The sequence below is a fragment of the Actinacidiphila glaucinigra genome, from assembly GCF_035918135.1.
Classification (GTDB): Bacteria; Actinomycetota; Actinomycetes; order Streptomycetales; family Streptomycetaceae; genus Actinacidiphila; species Actinacidiphila glaucinigra.
Genome location: NZ_CP109144.1, coordinates 1,665,302 through 1,686,132, shown reverse-complemented (window position 1 = coordinate 1,686,132; position 20,831 = coordinate 1,665,302). Strand labels below are relative to the sequence as shown.

Sequence of the window (20,831 nt, the reverse complement as noted above, 5' to 3'; positions counted from 1 at the left end):
CACCAACTACGCGCGTCCGCGGAAGCTTCCCGCGGACACCTCGCGGCGCAGCCGGGCCACTCGCGCGGCCGCCTCCTCCAGGCGGGACAGCGGCAGGTCGCCGTCGGCGACCGCCCTGGTGGCCGCGGTGCGGATGGCCTCCCGGACGCCCGCGCCGCAGCCGGGGCCGAGCTGGAGCAGGTCCACGCCCGAGAGCCAGGCGAGGACGGCCGCGCCCGGTACCCCCCAGCCCTCCACGACCTCGTCGGTGTCGAGCGGTTCGCTGATCACGACCGCGCCGTCGCCGAACTCGTCCCGCAGCAGTTCCGTGACCGCGGGCCCGCTGAGCGCGGCGGGGACGCCGATGGTGACCGCCCCGGCCCGTTCCAGGCCGCGCCGGAGCCATTCCGGCGGTCTGCGGGTCCGGCCGACGGGCAGCAGGCAGACGTCGACCAGCGCGGCGACGCGGTGCGGTGCGTACACGTGGAGTCCCCCTCTGGCGCTCGGGCGGGCGCTGCCGACCCTATCCCGAGGGGCGGCAAGTGGTCCAGACCAATCGGGGCGGCCGCCCGGATCAGGACGGCCGCCCCCGTCGTGCGGTGCCGTTCAGCGGCCTCCTGAGAGCAGCAGCGGCGCCCCGCCGGGCGCGGACGCCGGCCGGCCGTTCGCCGCGGACACGCCCGCGAGCGGCGCGGTCGGCACCCTCTCGAGCAGCCCCCGTGCGGCCAGTTCGGGCATGACGCCCTCACCGAACCAGTACGCCTCCTCCAGGTGCGGGTAGCCCGACAGCACGAAGTGGTCGATCCCCAGGGCGTGGTACTCCTCGATCCGGTCGGCGACCTCCGCGTGGCTGCCGACCAGCGCCGTCCCGGCCCCGCCGCGCACCAGGCCCACCCCGGCCCACAGGTTCGGCGATATCTCGAGCCCGTCGCGCGAACCGCCGTGCAGGGCCACCATCCGCTGCTGGCCCACCGACTCGCTGCGCCCCAGCGCCTCCTGCGCGGCGGCGACGGTGTCCTCGTCGAGGTCGTCCAGCAGCCGTTCCGCCGTGGCCCACGCCTCCTTGGCGGAGTCGCGGGAGATCACGTGGAGACGGATGCCGAAACGTACGGTGCGCCCCTGGGCCTCGGCCTGACCGCGGATCCAGTCGGTCTTCGCCCTCACCTGCGCCGGCGGCTCGCCCCAGGTCAGGTAGACGTCCGCGTGCCGGGCGGCGACGGGCCCGGCCGCCGGTGAGGAACCCCCGAAGAAGATCTGCGGTACCGGGTCGGGCGGCAGCGCGGTCAGTCCGCCCTCGACCCGGTAGTGCTCCCCGTCGAAGTCGAAGGGCCGCCCGCCCCACACCCCCCGCACCACCGAGAGGAACTCGTCGGTGCGCGCGTAGCGGGCGTCGTGGTCCAGGTGGTCGCCGAAGCGCCGCTGTTCGACGGAGTCCCCGCCGGTGACGACGTTGAGCAGCAGCCGGCCTCGGGTGATCCGCTGGTAGGTCGCAGCCATCTGCGCGGCGAGGACCGGCGAGACGACTCCCGGCCGGAACGCGACCAGGAACTTCAGCCGCTCGGTGTGCTGCGACAGCGCGACCGTGGTCAGCCACGCGTCCTCGCACCAGGTGCCGGTGGGCGTCAGGACGGCCTCGAAGCCCAGCCCGTCGGCGGCCCGGGCGATCTGTGCCAGGTAGTCGACGTCGGGGGCGCGCACCCCGGAGACCGGCGTGACGCGCGAGCGCTTGACGCCGCCGTCGGTGTAGGCGTGACGGTCCACCAGGGTGCGGCCGTCGCCGCCGGTGGGCAGGAACCAGTGCAGGCGAACGGACATGTGCGGTCCTCTCAGCGGGTGCGCGCGGCGGTGGTGGAGGCGGGCAGGCCGGCGTTGAAGCGCCGGTCGACGAAGGCGGCGAAGTCCACGTGCCGCGGGATGAGCCCGAGGTCCTCGAAGGTGTCGGCGATCTCCTGCTCGGAGGCGACGGCGGCGTCGTCCACGGCCACCGAGACGCGGGTGCCGTTGGTGCGCTCCACCGCGTCCAGCGCCACCTCGTACGGCAGGCCGGTCTCCTTGGCCCACACCTTCGCCCACTGCTCCGGGTGTTCGGCGACCCATTCCTGGGCGCGCCGCAGGCGCTCCAGGTAGTCGCCGATGGCGGCCGACGTCGCCTTGTCGGCGAGCGCACCCGGTGCGGCGACCTGGAAGGCGAGCCCATTGACGCGCCCGGTGCCGGTGGTCAGGACGCGCGCGCCGTTGTTGCGCAGCACCTGGGAGGTGTAAGGGTCCCAGATCGCCCAGGCGTCGACTTTGCCACCGCTGAAAGCGGCGAGCGCGTCGGCGGGCTGCAGATAGCTGACGTCGACGTCCTCGAGCGAGAGTCCGGCGGACCGCAGCGAGGTGATCAGCTGGTAGTGCGCGGAACTGCCCTGGGCGACCGCGATGCGCCTGCCCTTCAGGTCGGCGAGCCGCTTCAGCGCCGAGTCCCCGGGCACCACGACGGCCTCGCCCTCGGAGGAGCCGTGCGAGGCCGCCACGACCGTGATCTTTGATCCTGAACCGGCGGCGAAGACCGGCGGGGTGTTGCCCACCCCGCCGATGTCCACGGCTTTGGCGTTCACCGCCTCCAGCAGGGGCGGCCCGGAGGTGAAGGTCGACCACTTGATGCGGTAGGTGAGGTCGTCGAGTTCGCCCGCGGCCCTCAGGACGGCCTCGGAACCGCCCTTCTGGTCACCGACGTTCAAGGTGACCGCGCCCTTGCCGTCGGTGCCGTCGCCGGTGCCGCCCACGGAGGTGTCGGCGGTGGAGACGCCGCAGGCGGCGAGCAGGAGGGTGAGCGGGAGCAGCAGGGCGGGGGCGATGCGCCGGGTGGTGTTCATGGTGGGTCCGTCGTCCTTCTCGTGAGGGCGGGTCAGGCCGCTTCGGTCGACGCCGGGGTCTCGACGCCGAGTTCGGCCAGCAGCCGGGAGCGCAGGGCGGTGAAGCGGGGGTCGCCGGCGTCGCGGGGCCGGGGCAGCGCGACCGGGGTGTCGTGGGCGATGACCCCGTCCCGCATGACCAGGGCACGGTCGGCCAGGAGCAGCGCCTCGTCCACGTCGTGCGTGACGAGCAGGACCGCGCAGCCGCGGCGCTGCCACAACTCGGCGACGAGGCGCTGCGCCTTGATGCGGGTCAGCGCGTCGAGCGCGCCGAACGGCTCGTCGAGCAGCAGCAGGTCGGGCTCACGGACCAGCGCCCGGGCGAGCGAGGCGCGCTGGGCCTCACCCCCGACAGCGTCTTCGGCCAGGCGCCGGACCGCTCCCGCAGCCCGACCTCCTCCAACGCGGCTTCCGCGAGTTCCCGTTGGGGCCGTCCCGGCAGTCCGAGCAGGACGTTGCGCCACACCCGCTTCCACGGCATGAGCCGCGGCGCCTGGAAGGCGACCGCACGCCTTTCCGGTACCAGTACGGTGCCCGCGATCTCCCGGTCGAGCCCGGCGAGGACGCGCAGCAGCGTGCTCTTGCCGCAGCCGCTGCGGCCGAGCAGAGCGGTGAACTCGCCCGGCCGCAGGGTGAGGTCGAGGCCGTCGATGACGGGCCGGCCGCCGAAGGCACGGGTCAGCCCCGCCACGCGCACGGCCGCGGGACCGCCGGCGGCCGGCGGGACTTCGTGGCTCACTGGCCGGTGAAGGTCGGTCGCCATTGCAGCAGCAGCCTTTCGAGAGCGCGGACGACGATGTCGGCGGTGAGGCCGAGGAAGGCGTAGACGACGAGGCAGACCACGATCACGTCGGTCCGCAGGAAGTCCCGCGCCTGGGTCATCAGGAAGCCGATCCCGTCGGAGGCGTTGATCTGCTCCCCGAAGACCAGGGCGAGCCACGCGGTCGCCAGCGAGTAGCGCAGACCCGTCATCGCGCCGGGCAGCGCACCGGGCAGGACGACGTGCCGGACCAGCGCCCGGCGGGACAGCCCGAGCGAGGTGCCCGCCTCGATCAGTTGCTCGTCGACGCCGCGGATCCCCGCGTAGACGTTGAGGTAGAGGTGGAAGGCGACGCCGAGCGCGATGAGGGTCACCTTCGGGGCCTCGCCGATCCCGAGCCAGATGATGAACAGCGGGATCAGGCCGACGAACGGCACCGCGCGCAGCATCTGCACGCTCGCGTCGACCAGGTCCTCGCCCAGGCGGGACAGCCCGGACAGCAGGGCCAGCGCGATGCCGGCCGCGCCGCCGAGGAGCAGCCCGATCACCACGCGCTGCAGCGACACCGCCATGGCGGAGGTCAGTTGGCCGCTCGTCACAAGATCGGCCGCCGTGCCGGCGATGGTGCCCGGCGATGCCAGCACCTCGGGCCGCAGCACACCCGTCGCGCTGAGCAGCTGCCACGCCGCGAGCAGCAGCAGAGGGCCCGTGGTGCGCCGCAGCCAGCGGGGGAGTGAACGGCGGCGGGCCGAGACCGGGACCACGGGCCGCAGTTCCAGGGCGGCCGCGGCCGGGACGGCAGAAGGGACGTCCGGTGGAGCGTCCGGTGGGACGTCAGCTGATACAGGGGATATGTCCGGTGGTGCTTTGCTGATGCTCATGGGAAGGCTCCACATGGGGAGGCGGCGAGCGGGCAGGCACGCCCCTCCGTACGCGCAACCGGTCAGGCGCAGGCGCGGGCGCTACGACTCGTCACTGGCAACGCGTACGGGGGGCGGTGCGGGAAGGGCGCGCAAAGGCGCGGAAAGCACGCGGAGGAAGAGCGTGCGAAAAGGTGGGGAAGCGTCAGCAGCCGCGGCGACAGGCGGCGGAGGCCACCCGCAGCAGGTCGATGTGACCGCGCGTGGTGAGCGGAACGGGACGCGACATGCCGACGACGGTAGCCAGGCCGTCCAGATGGCGTCAACGGCGTCTCGGCCCTCGGAACGTCCTCGGACGTCCTCGGACGTCCCCGAAACGCCCGCGGCCACCCCGGAACGCGCGGGCCCGCGACGTGGGCCACCATGGTCACATGGCCGACGCATTCTCCACCCGCACCATCGACGTCACCACCGGCAGCCGGGAGACGGTCCACGATCTGACCGGCGCCTGCGCCGACTTCCTCGACGACGTCGCCCACGGACGCGACGGGTTGCTCAACGTGTTCGTCCCGCACGCCACCGCCGGGATCGCCGTCATCGAGACCGGCGCGGGCAGCGACGACGACCTGCTGGCGGCGCTCCACGACCTGCTCCCCGCCGACGACCGCTGGCGCCACCGCCACGGCAGCCCCGGTCACGGCCGCGACCATGTGCTGCCCGCCGTCGTCCCGCCGCACGCCACGCTCCCGGTGGTCGGCGGCCGGCTCGAACTCGGCACCTGGCAGTCCGTCGTCCTGGTCGACACCAACCGCGACAACCCCCGGCGCCAGGTGCGGCTGAGCTTCCTGGGGTGACCGCCGCGAGGCCCGCGCGTCGGGGCGTCAGGCCGTCAGCCACTCCATGACCGCCCGCGCGTCGAAGGCGCTCTGCCCGCCGCGCACCAGCAGACCGGCCGTGGCGAAGGCGGGGTCGTCGGCCTGCACGGCCAGGTAAGGGACGGCCACGCACCGCATGCCCGCCCGGTGCGCGGCCTCCGCGCCGGGCGGCGCGTCCTCGACGACCACGCAGTCCGCCGGGTCCGCGTCGAGCCGGGCCGCCGCCTCCAGGAAGACGTCCGGGGCGGGTTTGCCGCGCTCGACCTCCTCCGCCGAGACCACGGTCGTCAGCAGGGCGTCCAGCCCGGTGCCGGCCAGCACCGCCCGGATCGCCTCCCGCGAGGAGCCCGAGGCCACCGCCATGGGGTGCCCCGCCTTCGCCAGCAGCTCGACGAACGCCCGCATCCGCGGGAACACCTCGGTGGCGCCGCGGGCCAGCTCCAGGTAGAGCCGGTTCTTGCCGTCCAGCAGCTCCTGGACGGACGCGGACAGGGCGTACTCCTCGCGCAGGGCCTCCAGCGTCTCCTTGGTGCCGATGCCGATGAAGCGCCGGTGCTGCTCCCAGGTGAAGTCGTCCACGCCGTGCGCGGCCAGCAGCCGGCGGCCCGCCTCGAAGTAGTTGGGCTCGCTGTCCACGAGGGTGCCGTCGAGGTCGAATATCACCGCGGGGAGCGTCATGCCCCCAGCATGCCAAGCCGGTGGTCACGGCGTGCGCCCGGCCGCCGCGTCCCGGCCCACTGCCCGCACCAGCGGCAGCATCCGCTGCGGGACCCGCTCGCGCAGCGCGACCTCGGTGCGGGTGCGCACCACGCCCGGCACCTGGACCAGACGCTGGATCACGTCCTCCAGGTGCGCGGCGTCCCGGGCGACCACCCGGGTGAGCAGGTCCCCGCCGCCGGTGATCGAGAACGCCTCGATGATCTCGGGCACCGCGGCCAGGGCCCGGCCCGTGGCGTCCAGATGGCCCTGGGTCACCTCGAGGTGGACGAAGGCCAGCACCCGGTACCCCAGGGCCTCCGGCGAGAGCCGCGGGCCGTACCCGGTGATCACCCCGTCCCGGTCCAGCCGGTCCAGCCGCGCCTGCAGGGTCCCCCGCGCCACACCCAGGATGCGGGCGTACTCGCGGACGCTGGTGCGCGGCTGTTCCAGCAGCAGCGCCAGGATCCGGGCGTCCAGCTCGTCGGCGGGCACGGGGCGCGGCCTCCTCGGGGTCCGGGGGCGGTGGGGGAGGGCCCGACGCTGCCGGCGGCCCGTGCGCGCCGCTCAGAGCAGGTTGTCGATGGTGATCGGCAGGTCGCGGAAGCGCTTCCCCGTGGCGTGGTACACGGCGTTGGCGATGGCCGGTGCGATGCCGACCAGGCCGACCTCGCCGACTCCCTTGGTGCCGGTCGGCGAACCGCGGTCGGGCTCACCGACGAAGACGACGTCCAGCTCCGGGATGTCGGCGTTCACGGCGACGAGGTAGTCGGCGAACGTCCCGTTGGCGATGCGGCCGGTGCGCGGGTCGGTGACGGTGTCCTCGAAGAGGGCCATGCCGATCCCGCCGACCGTCCCGCCGATGATCTGGCTCCTCGCCGTCTTCTCGTTGAGGATGCGGCCCCCGTCGATCACGGACACCACCCGGGCGACCCGGACGAGTCCGAGGTCGGCGTCGACGCGCACCTCCACGAACTTCGCGCCGTAGGCACCGGCCGGGGACATGTCGATCTCGGCCGGGTCCAGGGGTGTGCTGCCGCCGGTCGCCGTGAGCTGGGCCAGCCCGTGCCGGGCCAGGATGTCGGCGTACGGCTCCCCGCGGTCCGGGCGGCCGACGAGGTGGACCCGCCCGCCGGAGACCTCGACGCCCTCGGGGGAGGCGCCCAGCAGCGGCGAGTCCGCGTCCCCGCGGGCGAGGTCCGCGAACAACCCCACGAGCCTGCGGCAGGCGTCGTGCACCGCGTTGCCGAGCGCACCGGTCAGGCCGGAGCCGCCCGCCATCATCGAGTCGGGCATGTCGGAGTCGCCGAGGTCGAAGCGGACCTTGTCCAGGGGCAGGCCGAGTTCCTCGGCGGACAGCTGTGCCATCACGGTGTACGTGCCGGTGCCGATGTCGGTCGCCGCGCTGCGCACGAACGCGCTGCCGTCGCGGTTGACGGTGGCCTCGGCCATGCACGGCGTCGCGAAGTACGGGAACATCGCGCTCGCCATGCCGTAGCCGACGAGCCAGTTGCCGTCGCGCATGGACCGCGGCTCCGGGTTCCGGTCGGCCCAGCCGAAGCGCCGCGCCCCGACCTCGTAGCACTCCAGGATCGCCTTGCCGGACCAGGGCAGCCCGTTGCGCGGGTCGACCTCGGTGTGGTTGCGGATCCGCAGCTCCAGCGGGTCCATCCGCAGGGTGTACGCCAGCTCGTCGAGGGCCGACTCCAGCGCGAAGGAACCCTGCGCCTCCGCGGGGGCGCGCATCGACGTCGGCACGGCGATGTTGAGCTTGGCCTGCTGGTCCCGGGTGATGACGTTCGGGCACCGGTAGGCGAAGGAGGTCCCGTGGGAGAACGGCTCGAAGTCGTTGTCCTCCATACTCAGCGAGCTGAGGCTGCGGTGGTCGAGGGCGACCAGTTCGCCGTCGCGCGTGGCGCCCACGCTGAGCCACTGGACCCCGCTGGGACGGTGGCCGACGGAGGTGAACATCTGCGGCCGGGTCAGCACGAGCTTCACCGGGCGCTTGGTCGTGCGGGCCGCCATGGCGGTGAGGATCACGTGCGGCCACGCTCGCAGCCCGGCGCCGAAACCGCCGCCGACGTAGGGCACCAGCACCCGGACCGAGCTCTCGGGGATGCCGAAGGCCATGGCGAGGGTGGTGCGCACCATCGAAGGCCACTGGCTGGTGTCGTGGACGGTGAGGGTGTCCTCCTCCCACGCGGCCAGCGTGGCGAACAGCCCGAGCGGGTTGTTGGTGTTGTCCGCCGTGAGGAACGTGCCGCGCACGATGACGTCGGCGGCCTCCAGGGCGGCGGAGACGTCGCCGCGCGTGTGGTCCATCTGCCACGGGTCGACCACGTGCTGCGCCCTCGGGTCCTGCAGGTCCAGCAGCGGCTCCGCGGCCTCGTACTCGGCGTGCACCAGCCGGGCCGCCGCCGCGGCCTGTTCCGGTGTCTCGGCCACCACGAAGGCGATGTGCTGCCCGTGGTGGATGATCCGGTCGTTGCGCAGTGGGGCCGGCGGGGCCTCGCCGAGCACCGTGGTGGGGCCGGTTCCGACCTGCGGGGCGTTCTCGTGCGTGAGTACCGAGATCACGCCCGGGGAGCGTTCGGCCTCCTCGGTGTCCATGCGGACGATCCGGCCCGCGGGGACGGTGCTCTGCACCAGGGCGCCGTAGGCCTGGCCGGGGACACTGAAGTCCATCGGGTAGGGGGCGGTTCCGGTGACCTTGCGCGGTCCGTCGAGCCGGTTGACGCCCGCGCCTACCAGTGGCCTGCTCTCGACCGTGCTCATGCCGTCACTCCTGACACTGTCTGCAGTTCGCGGACGAGGGTCCGGCGGGCCAGCGGCACCTTGAAGGCCGTGCCGGGCACGGTCCACGCGTCGCGCATCGTCGCCTCGGACGCGTCCTGGAACGTGGCCGACGTCGCGGGAGCGCCGGTCAGCACGTGCTCGGCCTCGTACGCCCGCCACGGTTTCGAGCCCACCCCGCCCAACCCGACCCGGGCCTGACGGATCGTGCCGTCCTCCACGACCAGCACCACGGCGGCCGAGGTCAGCGCGAACTCGTACGACACCCGGTCGCGGACCTTGAGGTAACCCGACCGGGCGGACGGCGGCGGGAGCGGGATCTCGACCTCGGTGATCAGCTCGGCGTGCTCCAGGACGTTCTCCCGCTCGGGGCTCTCGTCGGCCGTCACGTAGAACTCCGTCAGCGGGACGGTGCGCCGCCCCGACAGCCCCTGGATGTGCACGACCGCGTCCAGCGCCACGAGCGCGACGGCGAGGTCGGAGGCGTGCAGCGCGATGCAGTTCTCGTTCACGCCGAGCACGGCGTGCATCCTGGCCGCGCCCTGCACGGCCGCGCAGCCCGTGCCCGGTGCGCGCTTGTTGCACTCGAGGACCGCCGGGTCGCGGAAGTAGCGGCAGCGGGTGCGCTGCAGCATGTTGCCGCCGATGGTGGCCATGTTCCGCAGCTGCACCGACGCGCCCAGCAGGAGGGCCTCGCGCACCACCGGCAGCCGCTGGGCGACCGTGGCGTCGGCGGCCAGCTCCTCCATCGTGGCCAGCGCCCCCACGTGGAGCGACTCGCCGCGCCGTTCGATGCCGTGCAGCGGGAGCCGGGTGATGTCGATCAGCGTCGGCGGCTCCAGGACCCCGTCCTTCATCAGGTCCAGCTGGGTCGTGCCGCCCGCGAGGCAGGACGCGGACGGGTCCTCCGCCAGCATCCGCACGACCTCCTGGGTGTCGGTGGCCCGTACGTACTCAAAGGTGTGCATCGTGACCTCCCCCGGACGCAGCCTCGCGAACGGCGGCCACGATGTTGGGATAGGCGCCGCAGCGGCACAGGTTGCCGCTCATGAACTCCCGGATCTCCTCGTCGGAGCCGGCCCGGCCCTCGGCCATCAGCGCCACCGCGGACATGATCTGCCCGGGGGTGCAGAAACCGCACTGGAAGCCGTCGTGGTCCATGAAGGCCCGCTGCACCGGGTGCGGTCCCTCCGTGCCGGCGACGCCCTCGATGGTGGTGATCGCCCGGCCCTCGGCCTGGGCGGCCAGTGTCAGGCAGGCCAGCACTCTCCTGCCGTCGAGATGGACCGTGCACGCTCCGCACGCTCCCTGGTCGCAGCCCTTCTTGGTGCCCGTCAGGCCCAGCCGGTCCCGCAGCGCGTCCAGCAGCGTGACCCGGGTGTCCAGGCGCAGGGTGTACGACCGGTCGTTGACGTCGAGTGTCACGACCCTCTCGGTGATTCCGGGACGGTCCACGTCCCGCTCGCTCGCCACGTCCCTCATCGCGTCCTCCTCCGGACGGGTCGGATACGACTCGAGCCCCTCCTGGGGCGGATCCGGTGAGTTGGTTCGTCAGGCGCCGTTAAAGGCGGCATCGACTTTTCGCGTCAATATGTCCGCCTTTCTCCTCAATATACGCCGAATGGGCGTTTCGGCATGGGCCAGTGGCTCGGCCCCGCCCCGGCCGTGCCATCGGCCGGTGGGCCAATGGCCCAGTGCATTCGCGCTCGCTTGAGCCATGGGCGCCGGGGATGTTCTCCTGGGGGCGACGATGGCGTTGCGGGAGGCACGAGGCCACGTAGCGCCTTTTCCATGCGCGGACATACGCCGTGACACGAACGAGGGGGCGGACGAGCACGTGGTGGTGAGGCGGATGTTCATCGCACCGGACCCGGGGCGCACGCGGCTGCGCGGCGCCTCGCGCGCGGTCCTGGGCATCGCGGGGGCGGTCGCCGCCGTGGCGGCGGCCGGGCTGCCGCTGCCCGCCGTCGTGGTCGGCGGGCTCGCCGCGCTGCTCGCGCTGTTCGTCGTCACCGACCGGGGGCCGGGCCGCCAGGCCGTGACCACCGCGCTGATGCCCGCGGCGGGGTTCCCCGTCCTCGCGCTGGCCGCCTGGCTGCACCCGTACCCGGGCGCACGGGACGCGGCCTTCCTCGCGGTGGTCTTCGCCGGGGTCTACGCCCGCCGCTGGGGGCCGCGCGGCCACGCGCTGGGCGTCTTCGCCTTCATGATGTTCTTCATCGCCCAGTTCCTGCGGGCCGCTCCCGGACTGCTGCCGGAGCTGTACGGGGCCATGGGCCTCGGGCTGGGCTGCGCCGCCCTCGTCCGCTTCGGCTTGTGGTGCTACGAGCGCGGGGCCGTCCCGGCGCCGGCCGTCGTCCTGCCCCAGCCGCGGGGGCTGCGCCGCCCGACGACCCGGCAGGCCTTCCAGGCGGTGCTCGCCGGCGGCATCGCGGTGGCGGTGGGCCAGGCGCTGTCCGAGGACCGCTGGTACTGGGCCGTCGGCACGGCCTGGTGGATCTTCGTGAACACCACCTCGCGGGGCGAGACCCTCGTGCGCGGCTTCCGCCGCGTCCTGGGCACGGTCACCGGCGTCGTCGCCGGACTCGCCGTGGCACTCCCGCTGCACGGGGCGCCCACGCCGACCGCGGCGCTCGTCGCCGTCTGCGTCTTCGGGATCTTCTACACCGCGCCGGTCTCGTACAGCTGGATGATGTTCTTCGTGACGGTGATGGCGGGGCTGCTCTACGGCCTGCTCGGCATCCTCCACCCCGGTCTGCTCGCCCTGCGGCTGGGGGAGACCGCCGTCGGCGCCCTGGGCGCGGCCGTCGCCGTCCTCCTGGTGCTGCCGGTGCGCACGCACGCGGCGACCGACGCCTGGATCCGCCGCGCGCTCCAGGCGGTCCGCGACTTCACCGGCGAGGCCGCCCGCCACCTCGCCGGCGGCCCCGGCGACGACCTGGCCCGCCACGTGACGGAACTCGACGTCCTCCTGGAGCGGGTGCGGGCCACCGTCGCCCCGCTGGTGCACCCCCTCAGCCCGCTGCGCCGCCGCAAGGCCCGCGCCCGTACCGTCCTCGCCCTGCTCGACGAGTGCGCCCGCCAGGTCCGCGGCCTCGCGGAGGTCGTGGCCGACCCGCACGCCTGCCACGACGAACGCCTCACCGCGGCCTGCCGCCGTGCCGAGATCGCCGTGCGGCGACTGGTGCCACCGGATGCGGCCGGGAGCGGGACCCCGGCGCCCGGTACGGCCGCCGGCGAGAGCGCGGGGCCGCACCCGCACGCCGACCGGGCCCTGGAGCACCTGCGCGGCCTCGAGACGGCCCTGGCCGGTCTGGCCGTTCCCCTGGGCGCCTCCGCGCGCCCGGAGCCGTCGGCCGGGCCCGCCTGAGCCGCTGCGGGCCTGCCGCCGTGTCGAGACCGACGGGCGGCGTCCGGTGCCACGGCGCGCGGGGAGCGCCCTCGGCGGGCGGAGACCCATCGGCGGGCGCCGGGCGCGCGTGCCGGGTTGATGTGCGCCCCCGGGCCGATCGCGACCGGTCGCCGTCGTCATCTGACCGGATTGCGTCCAACCCGGGTCGCGATGTCGTCAATCCACCCGATTCGGCGTCCTGTTCGGCCCGGCATGCCAGGATGACTGACTCCGGACGAGCGGTGAGACCGATTCCCGTCTCGTGCCGTATCCGCGGGCCGTGAGGGAAACGGTTCGCGCAGGGTGGTCTTGGGGGTGCCAGGCGTGCTGAGATTTCTGCGCCGTACCGGGGGGAAGAACGAACGGCGTGCCGGGCCGGGCCGTGTCCCGCCCGCGGCGGAGCACGCGCGGATGGACGGCCCGGAGCCACTGGCCGGGTGCCCCGCGGGGCACCCGCAGGCCGTGGACGAGGGCGGCGAGGCGCCGCGTCCCGATGAGGTGGCGGCCACCTGCCCCGTCGACGGCGCCGCAGGTCAGGACAGGTCGGGGGCCACGGCCGTCCGGCACAAGGAGGTGGACGTCCGCGCGCTGGCCACCGACTTCCTGCGGCAGTACCACAGTGAGCTCCCCGGCGTCGCGGGTGACCCGCGGCAGCGGCTGGCCGCGGTGCTCGCCGAGATCGACGCGACGGGCACCTACCGGCACACCCACGAGGAACTCGTCTTCGGGGCGCGCGTCGCCTGGCGCAACAGCAACCGCTGCATAGGGCGGTTGTACTGGAACTCCCTGCAGGTCCGCGACCGCCGCCATGTCGCCACGGCGCGCGGGGTGGCCCTGGAGGCCGCCGCCCACCTGAGGGTCGCGACCAACGGCGGGCGGATCCGCCCGGTCATCACCGTTTTCGCCCCGGACACCCCGGACCGTCCCGGCCCGAGGATCTGGAACGACCAGCTCATCCGCTACGCCGGCTACGCCCGGCCCGACGACGGTGTGCTCGGCGACCCCGGCAACACCGGCATCACCGAGGTGGCCCGGCAACTCGGCTGGCCCGGCGGCCCCGGCACGCCCTTCGACGTCCTGCCGCTGGTCGTGCAGGGCGGGGCCGAGCCGCCGCGTCACTTCACGCTGCCCGCCGACGCCGTGCTCGAGGTGCCGATCGTGCATCCGGAGCTCGACTGGCTGGCGGAGTGGGGCCTGCGCTGGCACGCCGTCCCGGCCATCTCCTCCATGTGCCTGGAGATCGGCGGCGTCTGCTATCCGGCCGCCCCCTTCAACGGCTGGTACATGGGCACCGAGATAGGCGCCCGCAACTTCGCCGACGCCGACCGCTACGACCTTCTGCCGCGCTTCGCCGACAGGCTCGGCCTGGACACCCGCAGCGACCGCTCGCTCTGGCGCGACCGTGCCCTGGTCGAGCTCAACCGGGCCGTGCTGCACTCCTTCGACCTCGTCGGCGCCAGCATCACCGACCACCACACCGAGTCCCGGCGCTTCCTCGCCCACATCGAACGGGAGGAGCGCAAGGGCCGTCCGGTGCCCGCCGACTGGTCGTGGATCGTGCCGCCCATCTCCGGCTCGGCCACCGGCGTCTTCCACCGCTACTACGACACCGGCGACCTGACCCCCGCCTACGTCCACCACCCCGAGTCGCTCGCCCTCGCCCGCGGCGAGACGCTGGTGTGACGGGGGCAACGGCATCGGTTTCCGGCCACTGCGTTACTCTCAGCCGCCGTACAGACAACCTGCGGAAGAGGTACGGCAGTGGCCGGGCACGTTTACATCGGGTCGTTCACCTCGGCGGGCGGAAAGGGACTGACCACCGCCGCCGTCGACCCCGATTCGGGAGCGCTGACGGTGCTGCGCGCCGACTCCGCGGTGGGGGACCCCTCCTTCCTCGTGCTCTCCGAGGACCGCGGCCTGCTCTACGCCGTCAGCGAGCACGCCGAGGACGGCGGCGCGGCCGTGTTCTCGCTGGCCGACCCCGCCCGCCCCGAACCGCTGGGCGCCACGGTCCCGGTGGGCGGCGGCGCGCCCACCCACCTGTGCCTGCACCGGGGACACCTGCTCACCGCCAACTACGCCTCCGGCACCGTCAGCGTGCTGCCGGTCGACGAGCGCGGCGCGCTCGGCGGGCCGCGCCACGTCCTGGAGCACGAGGGCGACGGCCCCGACCCGGAGCGGCAGCAGGGCCCGCACGCCCACATGGTGCTGCCCGACCCGTCCGGGCGCTGGGTGCTGAGCGTGGACCTCGGCACGGACTCCGTGCGCGTCTGCGAACTCGACGCGGACAGCGGGGAGCTGGAGGTGGAACGCGAGATGGGTCTGCGCTCCGGCAGCGGACCGCGCCACCTCACCTTCCACCCGCGCGGGGACCGCGCCTACGTCATGAACGAGCTGGACTCCGTGGTGACGGTCTGTCACTGGGACGCGGAGGTCGGCCGTCTGAAGCCCGTCGCCGAGGTCTCCGTGCTGCCCGCGGACGCCTCCGGCCCGAACTACCCCTCCGAGCTGGTCGTCTCGCCCGACGGCCGGTTCGCGTGGGCCGCCAACCGCGGACACAACAGCATCGCCGTGCTGTCCGTCGACGAGAGCGGTGACCGGCTGGAACTGCTGGAGACCGTCGACTGCGGCGGCGACTGGCCGCGTCACCTGACCCTCGACACCTCCGGGAAGCGGCTCTACGCGGCCAACGAGCGCTCCGGCGACGTCAGCTGGTTCGACGTGGACCCGGCCACCGGCACGCCGAAGCTCGCGGGCTCGGTTCCCGTGCCCGCCGCGTCCTGCGTGGTCTTCTGCTGACGGCAGCGGCCTGCCCGAACATGCGACGGCGTGGTGGCCGGCCCCGGCGTCCCGGGGCCGGCCACCACGCCGTCGTCGTCGACGGCCCACGGTTCAGCTCAGCGGAGCGCCCAGCGACGGCTGGGCGATGCCCAGGGCCGCGGTGTACGTGGAGACGACCAGCTTGCCGATGGCCGGGTAGGGGCCCAGCGCGTCGGCCGCGGAGCAGTCGGCCTCCTTGGCGGCGTCGTGCAGCACCTCGGGGGCGACCTCGGGACCGACCACGTACGGCGCGAGCGCCAGCGTGGTCGACCCGGAGGAGCGCAGCTGCTCGGCGGCCCCGGCGACCGAGCCCTCGATGTCCAGCGCGGCGGCCAGCACCGGCACCGCGAGACGCGCGGCCAGCAGCAGACCGGTCACGCCCGCGGCCTGGACGGCCTCCTCGCCGCCCACGGTGGCCAGGATGATGCCGTCGGCGGCCGTGGCCACCGTGAACAGGCGGGCGCGGTCGGCGCGGGCCAGGCCGGCCTCGGAGAGACGCACGTGCAGTGCCTCCGCCAGCAGCGGGTGGGGGCCGAGCACGTCGGTCACCTCCGCCGCGGAACGGCTGTCAGCAACGGCCTGGCGCAGCCGGCGCATCACCGAGGCCTCGGGTCCGGCCAGCAGCGGGACCACGACGGCCGCGGGGGCCTGGTCGCCGCGCTCGGTCGCGGCCTGGGCCAGCACGGACTCGAGAGTCGGGTACTCCTCGCCGTCACCGTCGACGTATCCGATGCGCGGGTCGAGTCCGGAGAGCTCGATGCGGGCGATGCTGACGATCTCCTCGGCGAGACTGCGTATCGCGGGAGAGGGCGTGCCGGGCACGGCGAGGACCAGCGCGGGTGCACCCTCGGGCGTGGTCAGCGGCTCCGGCCGCCGGTGCCGCCCGGGCTGGCGGGGGCGGGGCATACGAACGGGCAGGCCGGGTGCGGGGCCTTCGGCAGTGCTCATGGCGAGGCATGCTAGTGCCTTTGCGCGCTCTGTTGTTCGGGTGGGTCCATCGCAGGGGTTACCTGTCCGGTTCTGTCCTGATACGGTGCCGGGTCCGCACGCCCCGGCACCGTATGCGTGCCACCATCAGCCGAGTCCGCGCGAGTCCTGCTTGAGGGCGGTGTCCACGGTCAGCGCGGAGGCGACGACCATGCTCAGCAGGGGGTCCGGCAGTTGCCGGTGGATCTGCAGCACGTAGTTGTCGGCGGTGGTGAACATCGTCTTCGCCAGGCCCTCCCAGGTCTTGGTGATCCGGGCGACCTCGGTGTCGGTGTGGTCGACGATGGCGAAGTTCCAGGCGCGCCAGTTCTCGGCCTTGATCGCGCCGATCTTCTGGCCGTTCACCTCGAAGGCGAAGTTGATCTTGCCGATGGCGTTCTGCTGGACGATCTCGCCGAGCGTCGTGCCGTCGGCGCGCTGCACGATCACCTTGGACTTGATGAACTTCGCCGGACGCGTCAGGAGCAGCTGCGGCTGTCCGTGCGCGTCACGGACCTCCAGGCGCACCGACATGAACTGGTCGACGCTCGCGACGAAGCGCAGCACCTTCCGCGCGGTGCTCTGGCCGACCTGGAGCACCGAGCCGAGTTGGCGCCCCTGCTGGTCGAAGACGCTGTACTCGTTGTTCAGCTCGATGAGCTTGGCCTTCTGGTTGACCACCAGGACGGGCTCGCTGAAGAGCGTTCCCCCGCCCGGGCCGGTGGGGGAGACGCCCGCCTGCTGCTGCACCTGGCGCTGGATGCGCGAGGGGTCGGCGCCCCCGTCGACGCCCAGTTCCCAGGGGTTCGCCTTGGGCTGCGGCGGGACCTGCGCGCCGCCCGGGTGGGTGTGCTCCGTCCACTGGGAGCCGTCCCAGTAGCGCAGCAGGTTCTGCGTGCCGTGCGGGTCCGGGTACCAGCCCGCCGGGGTGTTCGATTGCGTCGTCACCCGGGCAGGGTAACGGCTGCCTCTGTCAGGGCAGCTGCCAGTCCACCGGATTCGCGCCCTGCCGTGCCAGGAGGTCGTTGGCCCGGCTGAACGGACGCGAACCGAAAAACCCGCGGTCGGCCGACATGGGGGAGGGGTGGGCGGACTCGACCGCAGGAAGACTCCCCAGCAGCGGGCGCAGCTTGCGAGCGTCGGAGCCCCATAGGATCGACACCAGCGGCTTGCCTCGCGCGACGAGCGCGCGCATGGCCTGCTCGGTGACTTCCTCCCAGCCCTTGCCGCGGTGCCCCCCGGGCTTGCGAGGTGCGGTGGTGAGCGCCCTGTTGAGCAGCAGGACGCCCTGCCGGGTCCAGGGGGTCAGGTCGCCGTTGGAGGGCCGGGGCAGGCCGAGGTCGGTGTTCAGCTCCCGGTAGATGTTCTCCAGGCTGCCGGGCAGCGGACGCACCTCCGGGGACACCGAGAAGGAGAGCCCGACGGCGTGCCCCGGGGTGGGGTACGGGTCCTGGCCCACGATGAGCACCCTGACGTCGTCGAAGGGCTGCTGGAACGCGCGCAGCACGTTCGCCCCCGACGGCACGTAGGTGCGGCCCGCGGCGATCTCGGCGCGCAGGAAATCGCCCATCTGGGCGATCCTCCCGGCGACCGGCTCCAGCGCCTTGGCCCAGCCCTCTTCGACGATCTCGTTCAACGGTCGTGCTGCCACGGGGAGTCACTCTAGTGGCTCGCACCGACAATCAGACCACGGCCGCCCGGACGCAGAGCACGTCCGGCAGGTGCGAGACCACGAGCCGCCAGCTGTCGCCCTCGTCGGAGCTGGCGTACACCTCGCCGTTGCGGTTGCCGAAGTACACGCCGACCGGGTCCGCGTCGTCGGTGCGCAGTGCGTCGCGCAGGACCACGCCGTAGTGCTCCTCCGTGGGCAGGCCGGCGGACAGGGCGGTCCACGAGGCGCCCGCGTCCTCGGTGCGGTAGACCCGGCAGCGGTAGTCGGGCTGGTAGCGGTCGCTGCCGTCGTTGACCGGGGAGACGTACGCGACGCCGCCGCGGCGGGGGTGGGCGGCCACGGCGAAACCGAAGTCCGCGGGCAGGCCCTTGCCGATCTCCGTCCACGCCGCGCCGGCGTCGTCGCTGCGGTAGACCCCGCCGTGGTTCTGCAGGTACAGCCGGTCCGGGTCCTCCGCGTCACGGGCGATCTTGTGCACGCACTGGCCGAACTCCGGGTACGGGTCGGGCAGGAACTCCGCCTTGAGCCCGGTGTTGGACGACTCCCAGCTCGCGCCGCCGTCGGACGAGCGGTAGACACCGCCGGAGGAGACGGCCGCGATCACCGCGTCGGCGTCGCGCGGATCGGTGACCACCGTGTGCACCGCCTGCCCGCCGAATCCGGCGCCCCACAGCTCCCGCTGCGGGTGCTCCCACAGGCTCCGCACGAACTCGAAGGTCACCCCGCCGTCGTCGGAGCGGAAGAGCGCACCCGGTTCCGTGCCGGCCCACACCAGGTCCGGGGCGCCGGTGCCGGCGGGCTGGATCTGCCAGACACGCTCCAGCGAGGTGTCCGTGTCCTTGGGGAACCGGACCGCGGGCCTCGCCGGCTCCTCCCAGCTGCGCCCGAGGTCGTCGGAGCGGAACACCGACGGCCCCCAGTGCGAGCTGTCCGCGCCGACCAGCAGCCGGGGTACCGCCCGGCGCGTGTCGATGCCCACCGAGTACACCGCCTGCATGGGGAAGTGCGGTCCGGTCAGCTCCCACTTGCCGGCGGCGCCCCGCCGTCCCAGGAACAGTCCTTTTCGTGTGCCGATCGCGAGTACGACGTCGTCCATGACGCACCATCTCCGAACTACGGGAATGTGTTCTGCATCACAGATTCTGCACCGCCCCACTGACAACGGGGGCCGCGGCGCGCGTTCTCCCCGCGGAAGCGGGCCGTACCGGGCCGTGAGCCCGCGGTGCTCCGTACGTGATCGGCGGTCACGTGGTGCGTATCTGCGGACCCGTCAGTTTTGGCCCGGTCCCCGGGATCCAGGTGGTACGTCCACGGTCGAACTACGAGAATTCTCGTAATATGGGTCCATGACCCCGCAGCAGCTCCCGGCCGCGGCCGCCCGCGTACCCGGCGGGAGGGTGTGCGCGCACCCGGACCGCGCGGAGATCCGCCTGGAGGCCGTCCTGCACGCGCTGTCCGACCCCATGCGCCTGCGCGTGGTGCGGACGCTGGCGGCGCGCGGTGTGGAGGCGGCGTGCTCCGAGGTCGATCTGCCGGTCGGCAAGTCGACCTGCACCCACCACTTCCGGGTGCTCCGGGAGGCCGGCGTGATCAGCCAGACCTACCGGGGCACCTCCAAGATGAACGCGCTGCGCCGTGCCGACCTAGAGGCGCTCTTCCCCGGGCTTCTGGACAGCGTCCTCGCCGCCGCCGACCGGCAGGACGGGCGGCTCGGCGGGGCCAACGGCCTCGTCCGCGCCTGAACCGGGGCCGCCGGGCAAGTGGTTGAAGAGCAGGTTCAGCGCGATCGCGGTGATGCACCCCGCGCTGATCCCGCTGTCCATCACCGTCTGGAACCAGTCGGGGAAGGCGTCGTACACATCCGGGACGCCGACCGGCAGCAGTCCGACCGCGACCGACACCGCCACCACGGTCAGATTGCCGTTGCCGTGGAAGTCGACGGTGGACAGGGTCCGCACCCCGCTCGCCGCCACCGTCCCGAACATCACCAGGCCCGCGCCGCCCAGCACCGGCGTGGGGATCGCCGCGACCACGGCGCCCAGTTTCGGCAGCAGCCCCAGCAGTACGAGGATGCCGCCCGCGGTCGCCACCACCCAGCGGCTGCGTACCCGGGTCATCCCCACGAGGCCCACGTTCTGCGCGTAGGCGGTGTACGGGAAGGTGTTGAAGACCCCGCCGAGCACGGTCGACACGCCGTCGGCGCGCAGCCCGTCCGCGAGCCGCAGCGGCTCCACGTGGCGGCCGGTCAGCTCCCCCACGGCGATGATGTCGCCGGTCGTCTCGGTCATCGTCACCAGGGCCACGACGAGCATGGAGGCGATCGCCGCGCCCTGGAAGTCGGGCGTGCCGAAGTGGAACGGCGTGCTGATCCCGACCCAGTCGGCGTCGCCGACCGCGCCGAAGTCGGTGAAGCCCAGCGGAACGGCCGCCAGGGTGCCCAGCACGATGCCCGCCAGGACCGCGACGCGCGCGACGGCAGGGGGCGCGAAGCGCTGCACCAGCAGGACGACCACGAGCACGGCGGCCGCCAGGCCGATGTTCCGCGGCGCCCCGAAGTCGGCCGAACCCACCCCGCCCGCGGCCCAGTTGCCGGCCACCGGCAGCAGGCTGAGCCCGATGACCAGGATCACGGTGCCGGTCACCAGCGGTGGGAAGAACCGCAGCAGCCGCCCGAAGACCGGTGCCAGCAGGACCATCGCCACTCCCGAGGCGATGACGGCGCCGTAGATCGCGGGGAGTCCGCCGTCCTGTCCGATCAGCACCATGGGGGCGACCGCCGCGAAGGTGCAGCCCTGCATGATCGGCAGCCGGACGCCGAACCGCCACCAGCCGACGCACTGCAGCAGCGTGGCGATGCCGCACACCAGCAGGTCCGCCGTGATCAGGTAGGCGAGGTCGGCGGGCGGCAGCTTCAGCGCACCGCCGACGATGAGCGGCACGGCCACCGCGCCGGCGTACATCGCCAGCACATGCTGCAGCCCGAACGCCCCGAGCTGGACGGCGGGCAGGACCTCGTCGACGGGATGGACGGCGGGACGGTGCGGCGGCGTCGCCATGGGCAGCTCCTCGAACGCGGCGCGGGTGAGCGGTGGAACGATGAAGCAGTTGCCCGGGACCCCGGT

20 protein-coding genes and 1 pseudogene are annotated in these 20,831 nt (G+C 73.4%); 5 read left to right on the top strand and 16 right to left on the bottom strand.

From position 1 onward, the window contains the following. Positions 1–6: 6 nt before the first annotated feature. From OIE69_RS07470 to OIE69_RS44745, 6 genes and pseudogenes are all read right to left on the bottom strand, one after another. On the bottom strand, positions 7–462 hold the full coding sequence (locus tag OIE69_RS07470) for a hypothetical protein (protein ID WP_326571149.1): 456 nt from the start codon (positions 460–462) through the stop codon (positions 7–9). A 123-nt stretch (positions 463–585) separates the two neighbouring features. Beyond that, positions 586–1,794 (bottom strand): LLM class flavin-dependent oxidoreductase, encoded by a 1,209-nt coding sequence (locus OIE69_RS07465; RefSeq protein WP_326571148.1) that lies wholly within the window; start codon positions 1,792–1,794, stop codon positions 586–588. Positions 1,795–1,805: 11 nt separating this feature from the next. Next, positions 1,806–2,837, bottom strand: coding sequence for an ABC transporter substrate-binding protein (locus OIE69_RS07460; protein ID WP_326571147.1), 1,032 nt, complete (start codon positions 2,835–2,837; stop codon positions 1,806–1,808). A 32-nt stretch (positions 2,838–2,869) separates the two neighbouring features. After that, positions 2,870–3,639, bottom strand: a pseudogene (locus OIE69_RS07455) (ABC transporter ATP-binding protein). After that, a complete protein-coding gene (locus tag OIE69_RS07450; protein WP_326571146.1) occupies positions 3,612–4,517 on the bottom strand; it encodes an ABC transporter permease in 906 nt (301 codons plus the stop codon). Before OIE69_RS07450 ends, OIE69_RS07455 begins: the two are co-directional and overlap by 28 nt. Before the next feature lie 184 nt (positions 4,518–4,701). Beyond that, positions 4,702–4,785 carry a putative leader peptide gene (locus OIE69_RS44745; RefSeq protein WP_392567653.1) on the bottom strand — a complete coding sequence of 28 codons (84 nt, stop codon included), beginning with the start codon at positions 4,783–4,785 and terminating at the stop codon, positions 4,702–4,704. 142 nt (positions 4,786–4,927) lie between these two features. Between OIE69_RS44745 and OIE69_RS07445 the strand changes: the two genes are divergently transcribed. After that, positions 4,928–5,350: a secondary thiamine-phosphate synthase enzyme YjbQ gene (locus OIE69_RS07445; protein WP_326571145.1), complete on the top strand. Its 423-nt coding sequence runs from the start codon at positions 4,928–4,930 to the stop codon at positions 5,348–5,350. 27 nt (positions 5,351–5,377) lie between these two features. On the opposite strand, the gene OIE69_RS07440 is transcribed toward OIE69_RS07445, so the two are convergent. The 5 genes from OIE69_RS07440 to OIE69_RS07420 all read right to left on the bottom strand — a co-directional run bounded on the left by OIE69_RS07440 (position 5,378) and on the right by OIE69_RS07420 (position 10,342). Continuing rightward, entirely contained in the window at positions 5,378–6,049 is a 672-nt protein-coding gene (locus tag OIE69_RS07440) for an HAD family hydrolase (RefSeq protein ID WP_326571144.1), read from the bottom strand. Positions 6,050–6,073: 24 nt separating this feature from the next. After that, positions 6,074–6,562 (bottom strand): Lrp/AsnC family transcriptional regulator, encoded by a 489-nt coding sequence (locus tag OIE69_RS07435; protein ID WP_326571143.1) that lies wholly within the window; start codon positions 6,560–6,562, stop codon positions 6,074–6,076. A 72-nt stretch (positions 6,563–6,634) separates the two neighbouring features. Then, positions 6,635–8,842, bottom strand: coding sequence for a xanthine dehydrogenase family protein molybdopterin-binding subunit (locus OIE69_RS07430; protein WP_326571142.1), 2,208 nt, complete (start codon positions 8,840–8,842; stop codon positions 6,635–6,637). Next, positions 8,839–9,828, bottom strand: a complete 990-nt coding sequence (locus tag OIE69_RS07425) for an FAD binding domain-containing protein (protein WP_326571141.1) — start codon at positions 9,826–9,828, stop codon at positions 8,839–8,841. The genes OIE69_RS07430 and OIE69_RS07425 overlap by 4 nt, the downstream gene beginning before the upstream one ends. Further along, positions 9,815–10,342, bottom strand: coding sequence for a (2Fe-2S)-binding protein (locus OIE69_RS07420; protein WP_326571140.1), 528 nt, complete (start codon positions 10,340–10,342; stop codon positions 9,815–9,817). Before OIE69_RS07420 ends, OIE69_RS07425 begins: the two co-directional genes overlap by 14 nt. 370 nt (positions 10,343–10,712) lie before the next feature. Between OIE69_RS07420 and OIE69_RS07415 the strand changes: the two genes are divergently transcribed. The 3 genes from OIE69_RS07415 to OIE69_RS07405 all read left to right on the top strand — a co-directional run bounded on the left by OIE69_RS07415 (position 10,713) and on the right by OIE69_RS07405 (position 15,050). After that, positions 10,713–12,230 (top strand): FUSC family protein, encoded by a 1,518-nt coding sequence (locus OIE69_RS07415; protein ID WP_326571139.1) that lies wholly within the window; start codon positions 10,713–10,715, stop codon positions 12,228–12,230. A gap of 432 nt (positions 12,231–12,662) precedes the next feature. Further along, positions 12,663–13,934, top strand: coding sequence for a nitric oxide synthase oxygenase (locus tag OIE69_RS07410; protein WP_326581033.1), 1,272 nt, complete (start codon positions 12,663–12,665; stop codon positions 13,932–13,934). Positions 13,935–14,012: 78 nt separating this feature from the next. Next, positions 14,013–15,050 carry a lactonase family protein gene (locus tag OIE69_RS07405; RefSeq protein WP_326571138.1) on the top strand — a complete coding sequence of 346 codons (1,038 nt, stop codon included), beginning with the start codon at positions 14,013–14,015 and terminating at the stop codon, positions 15,048–15,050. A gap of 93 nt (positions 15,051–15,143) precedes the next feature. On the opposite strand, the gene OIE69_RS07400 is transcribed toward OIE69_RS07405, so the two are convergent. The 4 genes from OIE69_RS07400 to OIE69_RS07385 all read right to left on the bottom strand — a co-directional run bounded on the left by OIE69_RS07400 (position 15,144) and on the right by OIE69_RS07385 (position 18,805). After that, positions 15,144–16,019: a sirohydrochlorin chelatase gene (locus OIE69_RS07400; RefSeq protein ID WP_326571137.1), complete on the bottom strand. Its 876-nt coding sequence runs from the start codon at positions 16,017–16,019 to the stop codon at positions 15,144–15,146. Between the two features lie 126 nt (positions 16,020–16,145). Continuing rightward, positions 16,146–16,985 carry a phospholipid scramblase-related protein gene (locus OIE69_RS07395; RefSeq protein WP_326571136.1) on the bottom strand — a complete coding sequence of 280 codons (840 nt, stop codon included), beginning with the start codon at positions 16,983–16,985 and terminating at the stop codon, positions 16,146–16,148. Between the two features lie 25 nt (positions 16,986–17,010). Further along, entirely contained in the window at positions 17,011–17,688 is a 678-nt protein-coding gene (locus tag OIE69_RS07390; protein WP_326571135.1) for a uracil-DNA glycosylase, read from the bottom strand. Between the two features lie 31 nt (positions 17,689–17,719). Continuing rightward, a complete protein-coding gene (locus OIE69_RS07385) occupies positions 17,720–18,805 on the bottom strand; it encodes a WD40/YVTN/BNR-like repeat-containing protein (protein WP_326571134.1) in 1,086 nt (361 codons plus the stop codon). A gap of 250 nt (positions 18,806–19,055) precedes the next feature. Here OIE69_RS07385 and OIE69_RS07380 point away from each other — a divergent pair, with 250 nt between their 5' ends. Further along, positions 19,056–19,451: an ArsR/SmtB family transcription factor gene (locus OIE69_RS07380; protein WP_326571133.1), complete on the top strand. Its 396-nt coding sequence runs from the start codon at positions 19,056–19,058 to the stop codon at positions 19,449–19,451. Here OIE69_RS07380 and OIE69_RS07375 read toward each other — a convergent pair. Next, positions 19,353–20,765: a nucleobase:cation symporter-2 family protein gene (locus OIE69_RS07375; protein ID WP_326571132.1), complete on the bottom strand. Its 1,413-nt coding sequence runs from the start codon at positions 20,763–20,765 to the stop codon at positions 19,353–19,355. The two genes, OIE69_RS07380 and OIE69_RS07375, sit on opposite strands and share 99 nt — an antisense overlap. Positions 20,766–20,831 lie beyond the last annotated feature (66 nt).

Excerpts from the sequence above, each read along its gene's own strand:
- OIE69_RS07380 (WP_326571133.1), top strand. The coding sequence starts at position 19,056 with ATGACCCCGCAGCAGCTCCCGGCCGCGGCCGCCCGCGTACCCGGCGGG.
- OIE69_RS07375 (WP_326571132.1), bottom strand. The coding sequence starts at position 20,765 with ATGGCGACGCCGCCGCACCGTCCCGCCGTCCATCCCGTCGACGAGGTC.
- OIE69_RS07385 (WP_326571134.1), bottom strand. The coding sequence starts at position 18,805 with ATGGACGACGTCGTACTCGCGATCGGCACACGAAAAGGACTGTTCCTG.
- OIE69_RS07410 (WP_326581033.1), top strand. The coding sequence starts at position 12,663 with ATGGACGGCCCGGAGCCACTGGCCGGGTGCCCCGCGGGGCACCCGCAG.
- OIE69_RS07430 (WP_326571142.1), bottom strand. The coding sequence starts at position 8,842 with ATGAGCACGGTCGAGAGCAGGCCACTGGTAGGCGCGGGCGTCAACCGG.
- OIE69_RS44745 (WP_392567653.1), bottom strand. The coding sequence starts at position 4,785 with ATGTCGCGTCCCGTTCCGCTCACCACGCGCGGTCACATCGACCTGCTG.
- OIE69_RS07415 (WP_326571139.1), top strand. The coding sequence starts at position 10,713 with ATGTTCATCGCACCGGACCCGGGGCGCACGCGGCTGCGCGGCGCCTCG.
- OIE69_RS07420 (WP_326571140.1), bottom strand. The coding sequence starts at position 10,342 with ATGAGGGACGTGGCGAGCGAGCGGGACGTGGACCGTCCCGGAATCACC.
- OIE69_RS07460 (WP_326571147.1), bottom strand. The coding sequence starts at position 2,837 with ATGAACACCACCCGGCGCATCGCCCCCGCCCTGCTGCTCCCGCTCACC.
- OIE69_RS07425 (WP_326571141.1), bottom strand. The coding sequence starts at position 9,828 with ATGCACACCTTTGAGTACGTACGGGCCACCGACACCCAGGAGGTCGTG.
- OIE69_RS07440 (WP_326571144.1), bottom strand. The coding sequence starts at position 6,049 with ATGACGCTCCCCGCGGTGATATTCGACCTCGACGGCACCCTCGTGGAC.
- OIE69_RS07450 (WP_326571146.1), bottom strand. The coding sequence starts at position 4,517 with ATGAGCATCAGCAAAGCACCACCGGACATATCCCCTGTATCAGCTGAC.
- OIE69_RS07465 (WP_326571148.1), bottom strand. The coding sequence starts at position 1,794 with ATGTCCGTTCGCCTGCACTGGTTCCTGCCCACCGGCGGCGACGGCCGC.
- OIE69_RS07445 (WP_326571145.1), top strand. The coding sequence starts at position 4,928 with ATGGCCGACGCATTCTCCACCCGCACCATCGACGTCACCACCGGCAGC.
- OIE69_RS07400 (WP_326571137.1), bottom strand. The coding sequence starts at position 16,019 with ATGAGCACTGCCGAAGGCCCCGCACCCGGCCTGCCCGTTCGTATGCCC.